The organism is Oleiphilus sp. HI0066 (assembly GCF_001635725.1).
In genome coordinates, this window is sequence record NZ_LWFH01000681.1 from 1 (window position 1) to 1,158 (window position 1,158).

The following is a 1,158-nucleotide window of genomic DNA, read 5'->3' on the forward strand; positions in this document are numbered from 1 at the left end:
ATTGATGTAGGCTGGATTCGTATGATAACTGCTAATAAATCGAAAACTGGGTAACCAACGACGTTGCGTAAAATCTGCTGCGAGATCATCAAAAACAGAGGCCGTAGTGCTTCCTGAATACTGCGGATATAAAGGCAACACAACTAGTTTGCGGCAACTCTCCGCCATCATTTGATCAAGCGTATTCGATACTGAGGGCTCACCATAACGCATTGCGAGCTCAACCATCACATTGTTGCCATACTCGGCACGCAACTTCTCACGAATGGCTTGTGTTTGCGCCAAAGAATGGAGCATCAAAGGTGAACCATCCTCAGTCCATACTTCTTTATACGCTTCAGCAGATTTGCTAGGCCTAACACGTAAAATGATGCCATGTAGGATCAGCATCCATATCAGTTTTGGAATCTCAACAACACGAGGATCCGATAAAAATTGAGCCAGATATTTACGTAGCGCTTTAGCCGTTGGAGCCTCAGGCGTACCCAGATTCACCAATAAAACGCCCACTTTATCTGCACTACGGTGTGAAAAATTCTTTTCACCTTTGAACGCCATTACACCGCCTCTTTTAGTGTTTTGTTAAGCCAAGCCCAAGACATCCCTAAATATTCATGCCACGCTGCTTGAACAATTGCCAAGTTGTTTGCTGTCGGAATCCAATCACGCCAAACCAAAGGTCGATCACCTTTTGCTTCTATGTTGGCTGGCGCAGCAATAGGTCGCATACCTAAGCTTTCAAACAACGCCATCGCACGGGGCATATGCATTGCTGAAGTCACCAATGCAAAAGGCTGCATACCAATTATATTTCGCCAAGCAAGCGCTTCCTCATACGTATCTTTAGCATTGGCTTGCAATAAAATGCGATCTGCATCAACGCCTAATAACTGCGCCGTATTTGCCGCGACTTGCGCATGACTTTGCGTATCAAACCCCGCATAGCCAGACACCAACAAGGTAGCTTTTGGTTGCAGCTTCACAATCTCAACACCGGTTAGCAAACGAGCCAAAGATGTACGATTCAATTGATGCAGAGACGCGACACGCATATCAGTCGTATGACCACCACCAAGCACCACAACGTACGGCACATCTTGCCCATCAAACGGGCTATATCGGTACTCAAGCGGCTGAGCAATAAGATGAGCGATAGGT

Annotated in this window: 2 protein-coding genes; both read right to left on the reverse strand. The window is 46.2% G+C overall.

Annotated elements, in window-relative coordinates; genetic code table 11:
• Positions 1 to 558: ferrochelatase (gene hemH / locus A3738_RS08635; protein WP_068763526.1), on the reverse strand; the 558-nt coding region annotated here is incomplete at its 3' end.
• On the reverse strand, positions 558 to 1,158 hold a 601-nt coding region (locus A3738_RS08640; protein ID WP_068763527.1), incomplete at its 5' end, for an ElyC/SanA/YdcF family protein. The genes hemH and A3738_RS08640, both read right to left, overlap by 1 nt.